We start from the raw sequence: 16,172 nt of genomic DNA on the forward strand, positions 1-16,172 counted from the left end.
TCATTGAGAACAACACATCCAGCCCCTGCCTCCTCACGGAGCAGGGGCTTTTGCTTTTATGCCTTCAGATTAATCAGATGAGGAATCAACTATGCGATTAGCCAGCCGTTTTGGTCGGGTGAACCAGATTCGCCGTGACCGTCCCTTAACCCACGAAGAACTGATGCAGCATGTCCCCAGCGTCTTCGGGGAAGACAAGCACGACTCCAGAAGCGAAAAGTACACCTACATACCCACGATCACCCTGCTGGAGAACCTTAAACGCGAAGGGTTCCGGCCATTCTTTGCCTGTCAGTCACGAGTGCGCGACCAGAGCCGACGGGAACATACAAAGCATATGCTGCGCCTGCGTCGTGCCGGTCAGATAAACGGTCAGCAGGTGCCGGAAATCATCATTCTGAATTCGCACGATGGCGCGTCGAGTTTTCAGTTACTGCCGGGGATATTCCGAAGTGTCTGCACTAATTCGCTCGTCTGCGGACAGTCGTTTGGCGAGATCCGCGTGCCACACAGGGGGGATGTCGTCGGGAAGGTGATTGAGGGTGCCTATGAGGTGCTCAGCGTCTTTGACCGGATGGAAGAGAAACGTGACGCTATGCAGTCCCTGCAACTCCCGCCACCAGCACAGCATGCACTTGCTAAAGCGGCGCTGGCCTACCGTTTTGGGGAAGAGTACCAGCCAGTGACTGAATCGCAAATCCTTGCACCTCGCCGCTGGCAGGACGAGAGCGATGACCTGTGGACTACCTACCAGCGCATTCAGGAAAACCTGCTGAAAGGCGGGCTAAGTGGCCGTACCGCGCAGGGTAAACGTACTCATACCCGCGCAGTAAACGGGATTGATGGCGACGTTAAGTTAAACCGTGCGCTCTGGGTGATGGCCGAAAACATGATGGGCCTGTTGGGCGGGTAATAACCCGCGCCCCGCCACCGAAATCAATCCCCGGCCCGAGTCTTCCATTCAACATCTCCATGCATAAGGAAAAATTAACATGACCGACATGATTAATATTAACGATAAAAATCAGCTACCTCTGCAGGCTGACGATAACGGTTCTGCACATGCTCTGACAGCCGCGCCCGTACCAGACGAACAGCGTGTGGAGTTCTGGCCGCAGCACTTTGGAAACATCCCGCAGTGGATAACCCTTGAACCGCAGGTCTTTGCTTGGATGGATCGGTTCTGCGCTGACTACAGCGGCGGTGTCTGGAATTTTTATACTCTCAGCAACGGCGGGGCCTTCATGGTTCCGGAAACGGACAACGATGTCTTCTGGTCGCTGTTCAACGCCATGAACGGCAACGCCTCAGACATGAGCGCCGAAGCTGCAGGGATTGCAGTCTGTCTTATCGCTTACAGTCATCACGCTTGCCGCACGGAATGCGACTCCATGACGGAACATTACTGGCGTCTGCGTGACTATGCGCTGAACCACGCAGAATGCAGCGCCATCATGCGCATTATCGACTGAGCATCCCGCCATGCCGTATAAACTGTCTCACCTTAATGCCCTGTGGGATACGCTGAGGAATACAACGGTCAGGGATGAGGACGGTGACCTTGTGACCGACGAACCCTTCCTGCATTTCCTGACGGGTACCCCTCTCTTCCATATCTGGTGATGGTTTGAATCCCTGCACGACGAGTTCGTCGTTGCCGAAAAACTGTACAACACATCTCCTCCCAACGCGTCAACAGACAGGAAAAGCAAATGAATATCACCACGTGTCCCCCTGACAGCGGGGGAATATCTCCCACCGCGCAGCGCACCATCAGACGCGCTCTGACCCTGCTGGAACGCCAGTTACGCGAGCCCGGCGAGGCATTTACCTCCAGCCATGCAGTTCGCGACTGGCTTCGCCTGCAGCTCGCCACACTGGAGCGTGAAGTAATCATGGTGCTCTTCCTCGATAACCAGCATCGTCTTATTGCCCATGAAACGCTCTTCACCGGCACCATCAACCATACGCAGGTACATCCCCGTGAAGTGATAAAGGCAGCACTGAAATACAACGCGGCTGCCATCGTGCTTTCACACAATCATCCGTCAGGTTATGCCGAACCCAGCCATGCCGACAGATTGCTTACTGACCATCTGAAGCAGGCACTTAAACTCGTGGATATCTGTCTGCTGGACCACCTGGTAGTGGGAGGCATGGACATCGTCTCGTTTGCCGAGCGTGGCTGGCTTTAGGGAGAGAATAACGATGAAAATCATCAGCAAACGTCAGGCAATGGCGATATACCGCCAGCATTCTGAGTCCCGGCTGTTTCGCTTCTGTACCGGGAAATATAAGTGGTCCGGCAGTATCTGCCATTACTACGGCAGGGAAGTGCAGGATATCCGGGGTGTACTGGCCGTGTTTGCTGAACGTCGACAGGACCGCAACGGTCCGTATGTGATCCTGCGCAGCGTCACCCTGAATTAACTCACCGTTAAGGAGTACTTACATGCAGAAAGCAACCCGTGTAATCAAACATAACATCGCGGAACCCTGGTGGGGCCTCAGACGCAACGTCACGCCATGTTTTGGTGCCCGGCTGGTACAGGAGGGTAACCGCCTGCATTACCTTGCTGACCGCGCCAGCACCACCGGGACATTTAATGACGCAGATTTACGCCATCTGGACCAGGCATTTCCGTTACTGATGAAGCAGATGGAGCTCATGCTGACCAGCAGCGAACTCATGCCCCGCATTCAGCGCTGCATCACGCTCCATGCAAAAGGGCTGATATGTAAGGCCGATACGCTCGGTTCCTGTGGCTATTTGTATATCGTAATTTATCCGGCGTCTGCAACAACCGCATAAACCCCGGACGCTTTTCCTTCGTCAAAAGAGTGCAAACCATGCAAATACAATCCCTGCCCCCTCAAAGGGCGGCATCGTCACGTCTGTCATCAGTCAAAATCTGGCAAAAATTACTGGAGTATCTGCTGGAGCAACACTACGGCCTTACCCTCAACGACACACCGTTTGGCAACGACAGTGTGATCCAGAAACACATTGATGCGGGAATCTCACTGTGTGACGCTGTGAATTTTATCGTGGAAAAGTACGACCTGGTGCGTACTGACCGTCACGGCTTCAGCGTGAAAGAGCAGTCTCCGTTTATCGGCAGCCTTGATATGCTCCGAGACCGGAAGGCTACCGGGCTGATGACCCGCAAGGGATATAAAACCGTTACTGACATCACAGGTGGCAGATTCAGCGGAGGGAAATAATGACGTTAGCCCTGATCGTTGACGCCAACACCGTCAGCGATCAGCCCCTCAGGTACCAGTACAAAGACTGGCGCTTTTATCAGATCTCCATTAGTTGAAAAAGATGTTCGCTCAGACAGCGCGTATGGTGGTAACACCTTAACGGAGATATCCGTCTGAGGTAGAAGAGGGTGTGGCAGGACGCCGCCAGAACATCAGGGGCCGTATCGTCTGTCAGGATGGGGCTTAATTCCGGGGCGTTCAGTAAAATGAAACATTTCTCCGGGAGCATACCGTCGACATTCCTTTCGGAAAATAACCGCCCAGATACAGTAACACGGCCAGCAGGCGAAACTGTCGGGTGAGTACCGTTTCAGTGTCCCGGTAATGTGCGGCTATCCACAGGCATTCCCGCAGCATAAACCGTCGGGTCCGTCGGGTGAGGTCACCGCCTTTATCATACCAGTGTTCGACGATATCCCTGGCGGAGCGAATGGAGTCATCACCCGTTGTCGCAGTTTGCCACGACCGCGCCAGAAGCGTTGCGATATCCATGGATTAACGCCGCACCTGCGAAACGGCTGCGGGAGTATTGCGGACACCAGGCAGATAAATATTGCGGACCAGCTTCAGGAGGAAAAAGACATCGCTCAGGTTGCTCACGCCGGATACCAGATGGCGAAAGGCTATCCGCGCACGAAAACGCGCCCGGACCGCCAGCCGGTCATTCACCCTGCGCCGGTACAGACCCAGAAAATGGCGGCTTTCCACCAGCGCATGCCTGACCAGCGCTCGTCTGACAGATCGGTACTGCGTCTGTGTACTGAGTGCCAGAATATCTGCAATCACGTCGCAATAGCTGAACGCGCGGATATCGTAATAATCCGGGCGGTGGGTAATTGACGCCGGGTTATTCACCCACAGGTAATCCTGTCTGTCAGAGAAATAAAATCGGCCATCTGCGGCGGCAAGCTGTATCGTCCAGAGAATGTCCTTGTGGCTTTTCCCTTCCTGGAATCGCAGGTCATGCTCGCGAATATACGCTGAACGGATTATCTGCAGCCACAGATAATGCGGCCATTCCCTCTGACTGACGCAATGGCGTATCCACTGCTGACCCGTCAGCGTCTGACCGTAAGGCTGTCTGCGGTGAACGGTATGCCGCAGATGTCCGGCGCTGTCTGTATGCCGGGCATTGAAAAGGACGACATCGGCCTGTGCTTCGCGGGCTGTGCGCAGCCGCTCCTGCAGAAAATCTGCCGCAACCCGGTCATCCGCATCCAGGAACACCCCCCATTCACCACGGTGAATCGCCAGTGCAGCATTACGGGCAGCATACACGCCCTGATTTTCCTGACGAATGAGAATAAGCCGTTCATCTGTAATGGCGCTGAGTAGCGTCCATGTTTCGTCGGTTGAACCGTCATCCACAACAATGATTTCAGTACTGAGCGTTGTTTCGCCAAGCAGTGTATGGACCAGAGCCCCGATGCTGTCAACTGCATTGAAGGCAGGAATGATGACGCTGATATCGATGTTGATTTTCATTGATCAAAGGGAATGTAAACAGAGGGAAGCTTCAGAGTTGTTACCCCATCAGAGGCAATAACCTGCCGGGTACGAAACATTGTCAGGAAGAGCGTCCCGGTGATTTTCGTGCTGGTGTGGACACCACTCGTTTTTCTCTGATTTCCAGGTTAACCACCATCAGACAGCCATCGCAAAATTCTTTATCCAGCCCGAAAATACGGTCCAGAATGCTTCTTTTCTTGTTACATCGGGCACATCTTTTCATTCCATCACCTGCTGTCGCATTCCCATGCCGTGCCCGCAGGACAAAAGAAGGGCGCCCACCAGAAGACAGGAAATAAACTAATAAACAATACGTTAAATGAATTGCTGGGAATTTAGCACAGGCACTAGCGTGCCGGATAATTCATTTTGCAGATCAATTTTATAAAATCGATCGGTTTAATCGATCATCTTTTTCACTCTGCTTTACACGCCATCCGTGTGCCTGCATACCCTATCGGAGCGTTCGGTTTGTCGAGCTGTAAAGGATGCTATGCCTGCTGGATAGTCAAACCATTCCCGATAACTGACATCATGTGGAAGAGAAAATATACAAAAATTATTATCGCTTTGAATGGCAGCTATAAGCGAGAAGCGGACCTTCAAATCCGAACAGGTTCAATTGATTAACCTTGGTTGTCAGTTACGCCATCGTTAACATGAAGCCGATCGAATAATCCCCTGTCCCATTTTTTACAAATACGCAGTGGCAAGAAAGATGGATTCTGGCTCGTGACAAGTAGAGTTGTTCATTTGTATAAAGAGACTTCGCCTTCAGGACGCGTTTTGAACCTGCGATGCATCCACAGGTATTGCTCAGGGGCACGGAGAATTTCACGCTCGATGATCTTGTTCATATAAGCCGCTGCGGCGACCTTGTCTTCCCCTGGATAGCCTGATAACGGATTGCTGATATACATGTGATAACCTTTTTTATCGCTACGTCGAATCATGCTAAGTGTGATCAAGGGTGCACCAGCGAGTTTTGAAAGGGCATACGTTCCGTTCGTCGTTGCTGCTTTTTTTACCGAGAAAAAAGGTGCAAAAACGCTTCCTTTAGACCCATAATCCTGGTCTGGTGCAAACCAAACGGCTTCACCAGCTTTTAGCGCATGAACAAAACCAGATAAATTACGTCGATTAATCATAGCTTTATTTGAACGCATACGCCCTTTTGTCTGTACCCATTCCATTAATGGATCATTGTGTGGGCGATACGTTGCCATCATAGGATGGCATAACCCCATTACTCTTCCACACAACTCAAGGGACATAAAATGAATCCCGACAACCATTACTCCTCTTGTCGCACCGGTCAGGTTTTCAAGCCCTTCGACATCAAACCATTTTTTGACTCTCGCATCGCTCCAGAACCAGGCCATTCCTGTTTCCATCAGTCCCAGCCCGAGAGAAACAAAGTTTTTATTGACCATCTGGCTCCGGGCAAACGGTGTCATCTCGGGAAAGCACAGTTCGATATTTCTAATCGCAATCCGTTCCCGGCGTTTCAGAAAGGGTCTGGATATTTTTCCAAGGCCAGAGCCCAGAATATGTAAAACCGGGTAAGGAAGTTGAACGAGAAGCCACAGCAGACCCAAACCAGACCAGGTAAGCCAGTGGCGAGGATGAAGTAAATTATGAGTAAAAGTCTGTGCCATAAATTTCCTTAATGCTAATGAAGGTTATAACGCAAAAGGAAAACAATGAGGCAATTCGTCTTTAGCGATACATTTTGTTTTAGATAATTTAAATTCATCTAAATTCAGGAAAAAATATTTTTCAATGACTGGTGAATAATTTAAAGAGCCAAGGGTGAATTGTAAGCCAGCAAATTTATTCTGTTATAAATCCATGGTTTTATCATTGATACTCAAGGAATTGTCTTCTTGATTCATCATCATCAAGGTACTCAAAAGAAAGAAGCCGAATTTTGGTAAGTTTATAAAACCACTCACAATCGTTTCGTTGAATAATTTCGCCTGGTTTGAAACATATCCCGGATGCCACCCGAATAATCGCATATTTACCATTACTAAACCTGACTCGGTGAATACAGAAAGGTTGGCCAGGCTGTCCGTGACAGCTGTTCGACATGATATGCCCTTCAATAAAAACAGATTTTTTAGATTTCATTATCATACCCTCGACAACAGCAGTACAGGAGGAATGTTGTCATTTTCCGACATCACTGACGTTAAGTGATCAGCCGCCGATACACCAGCATTCTGAAGGTCTGAACAACAGTCCGCAGGCAGGGCACTCAAGAACCGCATCTTTTCTTAGTTTACCTGCTTTCTGATCGGCTCTGTGTGCACATACCGGGCAGGCAACATGAACCGGTCTTTCTTTAAAATACCTGAGCCCATTTGTATAAGACATAAATAATTCTCTGAGGAATACAGTAATTATTATACGCTTTAATATAAAAATAACTGGCATAAGTTATGTTAAGTTGTGTCTGAATCAGGATATCAGATATTGAAAATTGAACGTCTTATTTATGATACACTACCCTTCCGTGAGAAATTTAAGATGAAATCAGAAGACACCCTTGACTGGTATCCGGCACAACTACCGCCTGTGAAAATTATTCTTGGCGAAGCCGTACTGGCTGTGGGTAAACAGGGCCGACCGATTAATACCCGCACCTTGCTGGAATACCTTCAGGTCATGCAGGACAAACAAAAAAGGCGGGATGACAAAATCGCCATGCAGACTGCGATTGATGTTCTCAGGGATAATCAGCGCATTAACGGCAGACGTTAATGCACCTCCGGGATCAGTGTCAGTTCTGAATGATCTCAACCGTATGGTTTTGTCCATCATCCTTCAGCGGTATTCTGTCATCAGGGAGGAGAACACCATCCAGCGTCACGCAATATTCTGCATCGCCGCGTGAAACACTAATCTGATAATGGCTTTCACCATATTGATATGCCATAGAAAAAGACGACCACTCATCCGGTAACCTGGCATGAACACTAAAGTCAGTGCCGGAACGTTTTATCCCCAGTAATTCCTCGGTAAGTAAACGCCAGGCCCAGCCTGCGGAACCGGTATACCAGCTCCACCCTGCACGTCCGGTATGGGGAGCGACGCTGTAGACATCAGCACTCATGACATAAGGCTCAGCTTTATAAATCCCGACAGAGTCCGCATTCAGGGTATGATTTATAGGGTTGAGCATTGACCAGAGTTGCCAGGCTCGTCCGGCATTCCCCATTCGGGCAAAGGCCATCACTGCCCAGATGGCGCCATGCGTATACTGCCCTCCGTTTTCCCGCACGCCGGGCAGGTACCCCTGTATGTAGCCCGGATTTGGACCGTGTCCGTCGAAAGGAGGCGTTAACAGTTTGATCAGCCCTCCTTCGTTATCCACAAGGTGCTTATCCAGCGCCTGCATGGCCTTTGCGCACCGTCCCGGGCTCGCGGCGCCGGACAATACAGACCAGCTCTGCGCAATCGCATCAATCCGGCAGTCCTGTGAGGTTTTCGATCCCAGGGGAGTACCATCGTCAAAATACCCGCGCCGGTACCATTCCCCATCCCAGGCGTGGGCTTCGAGATTACTTTGCAGGCGCAGAGCCTGTGAACGGCACATCGCGGCGACGCTTTCATCCAGCCTGCGCTCCGCCAGCGCTGCAAACCGCTGCAAAATGTCGTACAGGAAGAAGCCCAGCCAGACGCTTTCACCTTTGCCTTCGATACCCACCCGGTTCATCCCGTCATTCCAGTCACCAGCCCCCATCAGCGGCAGGCCATGCTCCCCGAAGCGAAGTCCATAGTGAATAGCTTTGACGCAGTGTAACCAGAGTGTCTCTTCGGTGCCGCTGATGACCGGCGTGTCATAGACAGACTCTTCACCAGGCTGAAGCGAGCGTCCCTCCAGATAAGGAATGCGTATTTCCAGTGCATCCCTATCCCCCGTCGTTTCAACATAGTGGCAAACAGCAAGCGGCAGCCAAAGATAGTCATCGGAACAGCGGGTACGCACACCGTTGCCGTGTGGCGGGTGCCACCAGTGCTGCACATCCCCCTCGATAAACTGCCGTGATGCACAGAGTATTATCTGTTCACGCATCCGGTCCGGAGCAGCGTGGCTCAGAGCCAGCGTATCCTGCAGCTGATCGCGAAAACCAAATGCACCGCCAGACTGATAGTAGCCACTCCGGGCCATAAGACGGCAGGCGACCGTCTGATACAACAGCCAGCCATTAACCAGTAAATTTACGGACGTGTCGGGGGTGTTAACTACGATTTTATCGAGAACATTGTGCCAGTGATTATGAATCCGGTTCAGCTCCTGGCGGACCGTATCCTCGTTCATGTAGCGGGCCAGCGTCTCCTGAGCACAAACATCATTCTCCTCTGCGCCGAGGATAAAAATAAACGTCCTCTGGTCCCCGTCAATTAATGTAACCGCCGATTGCACCGCTCCGCAGGGATCCAGACCGGCCCCCGTCTTACCAGAAAGCTTTTGCAGTTTCATAGCCGAAGGGGCGTGAAGGGAACCATTACGGCCAATAAACTCCCGGCGGTCCCCTGTCAGAGAACAGTCATTACCGCTGACGGCAAAAAATGTAGTTCGGCCGCCACCATTATCACCATAAAAGTTATTCGCAAGTATCCCGCAGCCGCCGGGCGTTCTGGCCACATGTGTCACAATGTGAGGGGCTGAGCGCGTTAGTGTTTCTCCGAGCGTCCACTCTACATAGCCTGTGACGGAAAGTTGACGTGTCCGTCCCGAAGAGTTGCTGAGCGTCAGGAGCACCAGTTTAACCGGATCTTCTTCAGCAACCAGGACCGTCAACTCGCTGTCTATACCACTCTCACGATGGGCAAAAACGCTGTAGCCAAAACCATGGCGGGTCAGGTAATCACCGTGTCCGCGAACAGGTAAAGCCGTCGGCGACCAGCACTCCCCGCTCTCTTCATCGCGCAGGTAAAATGCCTCGCCGCTGCGATCGCTCACCGGATCGTTCTCCCACGGCGTCAACCGGTATTCATGGGCATTCTCATACCAGGTATAGGCCTGCCCTGCCTCTGAGATCACACTGCCAAAACGAGAATTTGCCAGTATGTTCGACCAGGGAGCCGGTGTAAGCGCATTTTCCCGAAGGACGATCTGATACTCCCGCCCATCCTGAGAAAATCCACCGTACCCATTGAAATGGCATAACTGACTGGTATCAGGGCTCCAGTCCGTATGTTGATTACGCTCGCGCACAGCACGCGGAATGAATGCCCTTGCCGGCGATTTCAGGGTATGAATACGCTGGTTAAGCTGCTCATTAATCCCCCCTGCGCGGTCATCAAGATAAAGACAGGCCACGCTCATCAAAAGCAACTTATCCTCAGCGGAGAGATGCTCACCGTTGCGGACAAAAAGCCCGCCCTTTTTATCCAGCAGACTGGCTTCAGACCCGGCATAAATTAACTCCATAATCTGATTTTGTAATCCCTGCTGGTAGCCGCCGGGGCTGTTATTCAGGATAACTAAATCAACATCCAGCCCTTTCTGTCTCCAGTAACGGTGTGCCTGAATCAGTGTGGTCACTGAGGTGATACTTTCCTCGCTGGTTATACTCAGCAGCACTATCGGCAGATCCCCTGAAATTGCCCAGCCCCACAGTCCGGACTGGCCACGTCGGTTGCGGCCGATCGCCTGGCCTTCGGCGCGCAGCTCCTGGACAGGGTAAAGCACAGCGCTGGCGAGACTATTGAACAACGTGGCATCATCTTCACTGGCGTTCATCTGGCGCAATACCACCAGACTGTGAGACCAGGCCAGTTCAAAGACGCGATCGGCGATAGGGTAATCGCGATATTTCTCCAGCAACGCCAGGCTCTGCTGACGGGTCTCGCTGATGCCATAAATGATATCAATCGTAACCGGCTGCCCCGGCTGCAGAATAATGGCGTTGCGAATTGCCAGTATCGGATCCAGCACCGAGCCCGACGTGTTGCCTAGCATCCCTCCCGTCTCTATTGCCTGTGCATTCGCAGGGTTTCTGCCACGTCCAATAAACCTTGCCCTGTCCGTTTCAAACGACACGTTATGTCGGTTATCGCCGTGCACCACCATCATGTGAAACAGGCAAGGGCCCGGTTCATCCGGTGAGCGCGGGCGCCGGTGGCAAAGAATAGCGTCACGCTCAGGAGCCAGCTCAGTCTGAATAAACAAATTGCTGAATGCCGGGTGTGCCAGATCGCTGGCATCAGGTGCCAGTACCACTTCAGCATAGGTTGTCAGCTCCAGAGAGCGAGGCTTGCGACCACGATGAATCAGTGTGAGCCGTCGCAATTCAACATCATCCTCCGGAGAGATCACCACCTGAGTTTTGACGCTGAGTCCCCCTAAGCTGCGTCTGAATTCTGCCCCCGCATCGGTGAACAACACTTCCTCGTCTTGTCCGCTGGTGTAACCTGTTGGTTGCCAGGTATTGCTCCACACATCTCCCGTCTGGGTATCGCGGATGTAGCAGAAAGCTCCCCAGTTATCACGGGTGGTATCACTGCGCCAGCGCGTTAGTGCAATATCATTCCAGCGACTGTAACCGCCGCCGCCCGCGGTCAACATCAGATGATAATGGCCGTTGGACAGGAGTTGAATATCCGGGGCGGGGGTATCCACGCTATAGAAAATACGGGGTTCATAGCGAACGGGTTTGACCATGCCCTCATGAGATTCAAAATGACGGCGCGGACTGTACAGATCGACCGCATCCGGCACGCGCTCCTGTAACAGCAGACTCGCTGACCGGAATACCGTACTGGACATAAAGCGTTCAGTCATGGGGGCATCAAGCAGCACATGAGCCAGCGCCTGAAATGCCATACCCTGGTGATGCGCCATCCAGGACTGTACCACCGCATAGAGCTGACCGGTTGCAAGACGTGAGGGGGTATAGTCCAGCGCTTCATAAAAACCGTATTCTCCGCATGCACCATTTTTTTGCAGCCTGAACAGGTTCTCACAAGCTTTCTGCGGGGAAACCATCAGCGCCAGCAGCGTGGCGTAAGGAGCGACAACCATGTCATCGGCAAGTCCCCTGCGTAGACCGAGCCCCGGTACGCCAAATGCCTGATACTGATAATTATGCTGAACATCAAAAGCATGATAGCCAGACTCTGAAACACCCCATGGTACCCCGCGTTCTTTCCCCCAGTGAATCTGGCGCATAACCGCCGACTGACTCATTTCATCGAGCAGGCTGCCGGGCCAGGTGGGCATCACCAGATTCGGCATCAGATATTCAAACATGGATCCGCTCCATGACATCAGGGCAGTTTCATTATCAATCGTGGTAAACAATCGACCCAGCGCGTACCAGCTTTTAAGAGGCAGCTGATTAGTCGCAATGGCAAGAAAACTGGTCAGGCGGATTTCAGACGGCAGGAGATCGTAGTGGCTCTTGTCAGGCATATTGGTGTCACAGTTATAACCGACGCTGAGCAGACTGGTTGCTTCACTGTACAGAAAGGCGAAATCCATCCGGGCATGCTCATCCAGCCGCTGTTCCAGCTCGGTGATAATATTGAGTCGCATTCGGGCCTGCTCCGCCACCGACGCCGGAGGCGTTCCTGTACCGGTTAATGTCGGACGGGCAAGCTCGCTCAGCGTCGGCAGCGTCTGTTCATTCCAGGATGCAGGCAACCAGCCAAGCAACAGAGACCACTCATGGCAAAGCTGAACCAGTTGATGCTCCAGATGTCCAGCCCAGCGCATCTGAAGAGGAGATCCCTGATGACATGCGCTGGTCAGATGGTTGCACTGGGTGCGCATGCTTTTCAGTTCGCTGAAAAGCGCCTGCGGATAGAGCGACACCGCGTTCAGGCAATGCTTGCGCAGCAGTCTCAGGCTGTCAGGTGGGTTCTTACCCCACTGTTTTTCCAGAATATCCAGCGTATCGTTCAGTCCTGCCAGTATCTGTTGGTTGCTTAAAACAGGCTGATGACGCATGGCGGACAGGCCTGCACGCAGGGTCAATAAATGCCCGGCCATATTGCCGCTGTCGACGCTGGAGATATAGCGTGGACTGAGGGGGACCAGCGTACGGGTGTCATACCAGTTGTAGAGATGGCCCCGGTAGTGCTCCATTTTATCCATCGTGTCGAGCGTGAGCGACACGCGCCGGAGCACCTCTCCGCCAGGCAGGTAGCCAAAGTCCCATGCCGTCAGGTTAGCCATAAGTGAAAGACCAATATTGGTAGGAGAAGTTCGGTGTGCCACCGTCGGTTGTGGTATTTGCTGATAATTATCAGGCGGAAGCCAGTTCTCTTTTGCTGTGGCAAATGTTTCAAAAAAAGCCCAGATTTCACGGCTTGTCTGGCGTAACAGCTGTTTTTGTTCCTGATTAGGCGAAAAAACCTTTCGCACAGGCTGGCGACTCAGCCAGCTCATCAGCAGCGGTGCCACACACCATACCAAACCGATCGGTAACGCAATCCCCAGCAGCTGTGGGGCAAATTGTCCGGTCAGTATTGTCAGCGCCACGCCACCGGCAGCGTTCAGCCACATCGCCTGATAAAAACGTGCAACAGTGGGTCTGGCCTGACTGCTGTCCTGGCTGTGGCTGACCCACTGGCTGAGGTGACGCCTGCTTATCCCCAGTCGCCATAGCGTCACGGCGATCGCTTTCAGCGAATATCCGGCTTCGTGCGGCAGTATCGCAAAATTAAGGCTGATACCTGACAGACGCTTTAGCGCGCCCGCCCCCACCAGTAACAGATGCGACTTCACGCGGCGACGCAGAGGTTTATGCAGAAGGTCGTGGCTAATGCAGAGGATGGCTGGCAACAACCATATCAGCAACAGTATGCCCAGCCAGTAAACCGGATTGGGTACCCAAAGCAGAGTGAAGAACAGCAATATCAGTAAGGAGGGGGCGACCAGACTGCGACGTAGATTATCGAGTAATTTCCAGTAAGAAAGCGCGGTCAGCGGATTCCTGACCCGGGTTCCATCGGCTTTTCTGACGCGTGGTTTTAGCCAGTTAAGCAGTTGCCAGTCACCCCGGATCCAGCGTGAACGTCGTGCAACATCCGACAGATAATTATTAGGGTACTGTTCGTACAGTAACACCTCGCTCAGCAGACCCGAACGTGCATAGCATCCTTCAAGCAGATCGTGGCTGAGTACCAGATTTTCCGGGCAGATGTTCGTAGTGGCCTGCATAAAAATATCAACATCGTAAATCCCTTTGCCCACAAACGAGCCTTCCCCAAAGAGATCCTGATAAATATCCGAAGACATCATCGAATAAGGGTTATTGCCCGGTACGCTGCTGCGCAGGGCTGCGTAACGCCCCTGACCGTTGCGTGGTATCTCCTCCGCAAGACCGGGCTGTAAAATACCGAATCCTTTGACAACCCTCTGGCGTACCGGATCATACTCAGGCGTATTCAGCGGATGCGCCATCGTCGCGACGAGTTTGTGTGCCGTATCGCGCGGGAGCACCGTATCGCTGTCCAGGGTAATGACGTATTTTATGTGACCCGGTAAAAGGTGGGCAGGCATCTCTGCAACGCTGACGAATTGCGTTCCGGGATGGCGCAACCAGCTGTTCAGTAACGCCAGTTTTCCCCGCTTGCGTTCATAGCCCATCCACGCGCCTTCCGAGGGGTTCCATTCAGGCTGGCGATGTAACAGATAAAAACGTGGTCTGCCGGAGGGGTAGCGGCGATTAAGCGCCTGCGTATCGGCGATAGCCTGTCTGAGCAGTGCGTGACTTTCCGGCGAGGGTTCATTTTCAGAATCAGCAAAATCAGTGAGCAGCGCGAACCTGAGATTTTCGTTTTCATTCCCCAACCAGCAGACTTCAAGACTGGTGAGGAGCTGGCTGAAACTTTCGTGGCTGGTCAACATGCAGGGAATGACTAACATGGTGGCACTGTCAGCGGGAATACCGGCTGAAAAATCCATCCCCGGCAAGGGTCGAGGAACGCGAAAACGGGTGGTTGCATCACTGAGCAAATCGCTCATTAACTGAGTTAATGCGATAATCAGAGGTAATATCACCGCGATCAATAGCCAGTCTGCGCCCTGCATGGCGGTTTCGTGCAATATTGCTGCGGTCGCTGCGGTTGTCAGCAACGCCAGGCTTCCAAGCCATGACAGCAGGGTTATTCTGTTGAAACTGTGCCGCAAGCGTATGAGCCTTGAGGCGTCTGCCAGGAGATGAATATCCAGCGCCTGTCGACCTTCGCCCGCAAGATAATAACCAACATGATGTTCCGGTGTATCAGGCGCTTTTTCCTCTGAAAACGCCAGCGCCTTCTCAGCAACCTCAGGCTCGCTGAGACCGCTGTCTCTGGCCAGAACCTCAACTACGTGCCGGTAATGATCCCGGGTATTGAAATGCATCCGGGGATAGATGCCGGCAGGATCATTGCGTAATGCCTGTTCGACAACGCTTATCGTTTCGGCGAAATCAGCCCAGTCCGTTTCACTCAATAAACGCAGGCCCGCGATGCTGTTACTGACGGACAGCTGGCTGGCGGCAAGCTGCTGATTGAAACTATCTATGAGAACGTCAGTGGTGATCCCCTGTTCCCGAAGGCACTGATCAACCCAGGTCAGAGGTAACGACAGCGCGTTGCCATGCCCCTGCAGGCGCCGCACCAGCTCTGCGACAAACGCACTGGTTAACGGAGGTCGGAAGCGCGCCATATCGGCAACCACCATGATTAAATCACCAGGCGCACTCTCTGCACATTCGACAATCCTTGTTATCCACGTATCAGCAAGGTTTCTGTCCTGCTGCGCTTTTATCACTTCCATACTGATACGACGAAGATTTTCAATCAGCGCAAGGCGCAGCATTCCCGGTAACGCCCAGACTTCACCCAGCGTCAGCGGCGTCACCTGTTGATAGGCAGTGAGATAGCTGGTCAGGCTGGCGGCATCCCAGCGGCCATCGCCGTGAGCAATGGCCTCTGATGCAATATGATAAATTCGTGGGCAATTCAACGGCGATACCAGCGACGGAAGACCTTTGCCAAAGCTTTTCGGCAGATGCTGGCGGACAGTGCGGATTTGTTCCTCAATCAGATAATAATTGTCCAGCAGCCATTCACCGGCGGGCATGATACTGGTCTTTTTACCCGCGTTAAGCTCATAGCAGTTTTGGGTAATGACGGCCTCATTGTCGCCAAGCCGTTTCAGAAGATAATAAGGATGCCTATCCGGTGATACTTTATGAGTCCGCGCCAGCTTCTGGCCGTAGCGTTCCATCTGGACGGTCGAAAAGAGTTCTGACCGCGGCGAGCTTTCACCGGCAGGATCGTTCGCCGAAAACGTTATGTTTTCGGCAGCATTCATCAGAATACGGGAGCGGTTAAACCACGCTCTGGGGATCATTTTCATAGCATTGCTCTGATGCGACGTTAGCGCG

General features: G+C 52.4%; 14 protein-coding genes. 8 read left to right on the forward strand and 6 right to left on the reverse strand.

Features of this window, described 5'->3' with window-relative positions; genetic code table 11:
• Positions 1-91: 91 nt before the first annotated feature.
• The 7 genes from ACN9MQ_RS17190 to ACN9MQ_RS17220 all read left to right on the forward strand — a co-directional run bounded on the left by ACN9MQ_RS17190 (position 92) and on the right by ACN9MQ_RS17220 (position 3,225).
• Entirely contained in the window at positions 92-913 is an 822-nt protein-coding gene (locus ACN9MQ_RS17190) for a DUF932 domain-containing protein (RefSeq protein WP_039077576.1), read from the forward strand.
• A 79-nt stretch (positions 914-992) separates the two neighbouring features.
• On the forward strand, positions 993-1,472 hold the full coding sequence (locus ACN9MQ_RS17195; RefSeq protein WP_075206252.1) for an antirestriction protein: 480 nt from the start codon (positions 993-995) through the stop codon (positions 1,470-1,472).
• A gap of 10 nt (positions 1,473-1,482) precedes the next feature.
• On the forward strand, positions 1,483-1,623 hold the full coding sequence (locus ACN9MQ_RS17200; RefSeq protein WP_227010060.1) for a hypothetical protein: 141 nt from the start codon (positions 1,483-1,485) through the stop codon (positions 1,621-1,623).
• A gap of 89 nt (positions 1,624-1,712) precedes the next feature.
• Positions 1,713-2,195 (forward strand): RadC family protein, encoded by a 483-nt coding sequence (radC, locus tag ACN9MQ_RS17205; protein ID WP_032938026.1) that lies wholly within the window; start codon positions 1,713-1,715, stop codon positions 2,193-2,195.
• 13 nt (positions 2,196-2,208) lie between these two features.
• Positions 2,209-2,430, forward strand: coding sequence for a DUF987 domain-containing protein (locus ACN9MQ_RS17210; RefSeq protein WP_032938028.1), 222 nt, complete (start codon positions 2,209-2,211; stop codon positions 2,428-2,430).
• 22 nt (positions 2,431-2,452) lie between these two features.
• Complete coding sequence (locus ACN9MQ_RS17215; RefSeq protein ID WP_032938030.1) at positions 2,453-2,812, forward strand: type IV toxin-antitoxin system YeeU family antitoxin; 360 nt, start codon at positions 2,453-2,455, stop codon at positions 2,810-2,812.
• 38 nt (positions 2,813-2,850) lie between these two features.
• Positions 2,851-3,225, forward strand: coding sequence for a TA system toxin CbtA family protein (locus ACN9MQ_RS17220; protein WP_032938032.1), 375 nt, complete (start codon positions 2,851-2,853; stop codon positions 3,223-3,225).
• 240 nt (positions 3,226-3,465) lie between these two features.
• Here ACN9MQ_RS17220 and ACN9MQ_RS17225 read toward each other — a convergent pair whose 3' ends face one another.
• From ACN9MQ_RS17225 to ACN9MQ_RS17245, 5 genes are all read right to left on the reverse strand, one after another.
• Positions 3,466-3,759, reverse strand: coding sequence for a hypothetical protein (locus tag ACN9MQ_RS17225; RefSeq protein ID WP_227010061.1), 294 nt, complete (start codon positions 3,757-3,759; stop codon positions 3,466-3,468).
• Between the two features lie 3 nt (positions 3,760-3,762).
• Positions 3,763-4,752 (reverse strand): glycosyltransferase, encoded by a 990-nt coding sequence (locus tag ACN9MQ_RS17230; protein WP_032938035.1) that lies wholly within the window; start codon positions 4,750-4,752, stop codon positions 3,763-3,765.
• 773 nt (positions 4,753-5,525) lie between these two features.
• Positions 5,526-6,434 (reverse strand): kdo(2)-lipid IV(A) palmitoleoyltransferase, encoded by a 909-nt coding sequence (lpxP, locus tag ACN9MQ_RS17235; RefSeq protein ID WP_032938037.1) that lies wholly within the window; start codon positions 6,432-6,434, stop codon positions 5,526-5,528.
• A 202-nt stretch (positions 6,435-6,636) separates the two neighbouring features.
• The gene (locus tag ACN9MQ_RS17240; protein WP_016247220.1) at positions 6,637-6,909 is read right to left on the reverse strand and encodes a hypothetical protein; all 273 of its coding nucleotides are present in this window, start codon (positions 6,907-6,909) and stop codon (positions 6,637-6,639) included.
• A 69-nt stretch (positions 6,910-6,978) separates the two neighbouring features.
• Positions 6,979-7,215, reverse strand: a complete 237-nt coding sequence (locus ACN9MQ_RS17245) for a YnfU family zinc-binding protein (protein ID WP_350308983.1) — start codon at positions 7,213-7,215, stop codon at positions 6,979-6,981.
• A gap of 93 nt (positions 7,216-7,308) precedes the next feature.
• Here ACN9MQ_RS17245 and ACN9MQ_RS17250 point away from each other — a divergent pair, with 93 nt between their 5' ends.
• Positions 7,309-7,542 (forward strand): hypothetical protein, encoded by a 234-nt coding sequence (locus ACN9MQ_RS17250; protein WP_004132711.1) that lies wholly within the window; start codon positions 7,309-7,311, stop codon positions 7,540-7,542.
• 19 nt (positions 7,543-7,561) lie between these two features.
• Here the strand turns inward: ACN9MQ_RS17250 and ACN9MQ_RS17255 are convergent, their stop codons facing one another.
• Positions 7,562-16,144 (reverse strand): GH36-type glycosyl hydrolase domain-containing protein, encoded by an 8,583-nt coding sequence (locus tag ACN9MQ_RS17255; RefSeq protein ID WP_426262661.1) that lies wholly within the window; start codon positions 16,142-16,144, stop codon positions 7,562-7,564.
• Positions 16,145-16,172: the final 28 nt, after the last annotated feature.

This window comes from Enterobacter sp. R-25 (assembly GCF_049913205.1).
Lineage (GTDB): Bacteria > Pseudomonadota > Gammaproteobacteria > Enterobacterales > Enterobacteriaceae > Enterobacter > Enterobacter ludwigii.

Excerpts from the sequence above, each read along its gene's own strand:
- ACN9MQ_RS17250 (WP_004132711.1), top strand. The coding sequence starts at position 7,309 with ATGAAATCAGAAGACACCCTTGACTGGTATCCGGCACAACTACCGCCT.
- ACN9MQ_RS17195 (WP_075206252.1), top strand. The coding sequence starts at position 993 with ATGACCGACATGATTAATATTAACGATAAAAATCAGCTACCTCTGCAG.
- ACN9MQ_RS17215 (WP_032938030.1), top strand. The coding sequence starts at position 2,453 with ATGCAGAAAGCAACCCGTGTAATCAAACATAACATCGCGGAACCCTGG.
- ACN9MQ_RS17225 (WP_227010061.1), bottom strand. The coding sequence starts at position 3,759 with ATGGATATCGCAACGCTTCTGGCGCGGTCGTGGCAAACTGCGACAACG.
- ACN9MQ_RS17230 (WP_032938035.1), bottom strand. The coding sequence starts at position 4,752 with ATGAAAATCAACATCGATATCAGCGTCATCATTCCTGCCTTCAATGCA.
- ACN9MQ_RS17240 (WP_016247220.1), bottom strand. The coding sequence starts at position 6,909 with ATGAAATCTAAAAAATCTGTTTTTATTGAAGGGCATATCATGTCGAAC.
- ACN9MQ_RS17200 (WP_227010060.1), top strand. The coding sequence starts at position 1,483 with ATGCCGTATAAACTGTCTCACCTTAATGCCCTGTGGGATACGCTGAGG.
- ACN9MQ_RS17210 (WP_032938028.1), top strand. The coding sequence starts at position 2,209 with ATGAAAATCATCAGCAAACGTCAGGCAATGGCGATATACCGCCAGCAT.
- ACN9MQ_RS17220 (WP_032938032.1), top strand. The coding sequence starts at position 2,851 with ATGCAAATACAATCCCTGCCCCCTCAAAGGGCGGCATCGTCACGTCTG.
- radC (WP_032938026.1), top strand. The coding sequence starts at position 1,713 with ATGAATATCACCACGTGTCCCCCTGACAGCGGGGGAATATCTCCCACC.
- ACN9MQ_RS17255 (WP_426262661.1), bottom strand. The coding sequence starts at position 16,144 with ATGAAAATGATCCCCAGAGCGTGGTTTAACCGCTCCCGTATTCTGATG.
- ACN9MQ_RS17190 (WP_039077576.1), top strand. The coding sequence starts at position 92 with ATGCGATTAGCCAGCCGTTTTGGTCGGGTGAACCAGATTCGCCGTGAC.
- ACN9MQ_RS17245 (WP_350308983.1), bottom strand. The coding sequence starts at position 7,215 with ATGCCAGTTATTTTTATATTAAAGCGTATAATAATTACTGTATTCCTC.
- lpxP (WP_032938037.1), bottom strand. The coding sequence starts at position 6,434 with ATGGCACAGACTTTTACTCATAATTTACTTCATCCTCGCCACTGGCTT.